The following is a 1307-nucleotide window of genomic DNA, read 5'->3' as shown; positions in this document are numbered from 1 at the left end:
CTAATCAGATTCACGTAGAAAACAAAGATTTTTATGCCAATGGAACTGCTGTCAAAACACTTGAAGATATTACCTATAATACCAGAGATTATCCTATAAAACAGAAAACAACTTTTGCCGACAGTACGATCACCGAAACCACGTACAGCTATGCCCATGAGAAAAATAACACTAGACTTATCAATGCTAATATAATAGGTATTCCACTGCAAACGATAACAAAAAAAGATAATGTAATTGTGTCAAATACGGAAACGAAGTATGACAATCCATTGAACTTACTTCCAAGTTCTGTTGTCTCCACTGATTTACAAAATATTGTTACTACAGAAGTAACTTACGATCAATATGACAGCAAAGGTAATTTACAGCAGTACACGACTAAGGACGGCCTTTCAACAGTCATCATCTGGGGCTACAATCAAACCCAACCTATTGCCAAAATAGAAGGAGCGAAATTAACAGATATCCAGCAGTCATTCATTGACTCTATTGTGACCGCATCCAATACAGATGCATCAGCAGGTGTAAACAATGATGAGACTTCATTTTTATCAGCATTGAATACCTTCAGAGCTAATACTGCATTATCCGCTTATCAGATCACTACCTACACCTATGATCCTTTAGTAGGAGTAAGAAGCATCACCCCGCCATCAGGAATCAGGGAAAGCTATATTTATGATTCAGCTAACCGGCTTGAAAAGGTTGTTGATGTGAATGGCAAAGTGCTGAAGGAGATGAAATACAACTATAAAAATTAAAAACCGATGAAAAAATTATTAATTCCGGCAGGAGCCCTGCTTCTGTCCAACCTTGTATTTGGGCAGGCTTCTACCACAGAAAACTATGTTCAGACCAAAACCTATCTTGACTACAATGGAACTACACCTACAAAAACCTCTGAAACAGTTCAGTATTTTGATGGATTGGGAAGGCCTAAGCAAATCGTTAATGTAAAAGCATCACCTCTGGGACGTGATGTTGTGACCCATATCGAGTATGACCAGTTTGGAAGGCAGGTGAAAGATTACCTTCCTGTTCCCCAGGGGAATACTTTAAATGGTGCCATTATTCCTAATCCTTTGAGCAATACAGCAGGTACTCCCTATGGTCCGGAAAAGATCTATTCAGAAAAGATCCTTGAGAACTCTCCTCTGGACAGGATTCAGCAGCAGATCCAGGTGGGGAATGACTGGAGTAATAAACCTGTTAAGTTTGAATATGCAGCCAATATAGGAAATGATGCCTACAAGTTTGTTCCTACAACAATATGGGAAAACGGAGCTACAAAAACGACGTTAACG

At 39.1% G+C, this 1307-nt stretch carries 1 protein-coding gene and 1 pseudogene; both read left to right on the top strand.

The window, feature by feature from the left end; genetic code table 11:
- Positions 1 to 764 (top strand): annotated as a pseudogene (locus tag CRS_RS24580) (hypothetical protein); the annotation flags it as partial.
- Between the two features lie 6 nt (positions 765 to 770).
- A partial coding sequence (locus tag CRS_RS24275; protein WP_228451347.1) for a DUF6443 domain-containing protein occupies positions 771 to 1307 on the top strand: 537 nt, incomplete at its 3' end.

The sequence above is a fragment of the Chryseobacterium sp. ON_d1 genome, assembly GCF_006829085.1.
Lineage (GTDB): Bacteria > Bacteroidota > Bacteroidia > Flavobacteriales > Weeksellaceae > Chryseobacterium.
The sequence above is the reverse complement of the archived record's forward strand: the minus strand, read 5'-3'. Positions and strand labels throughout refer to the sequence as shown.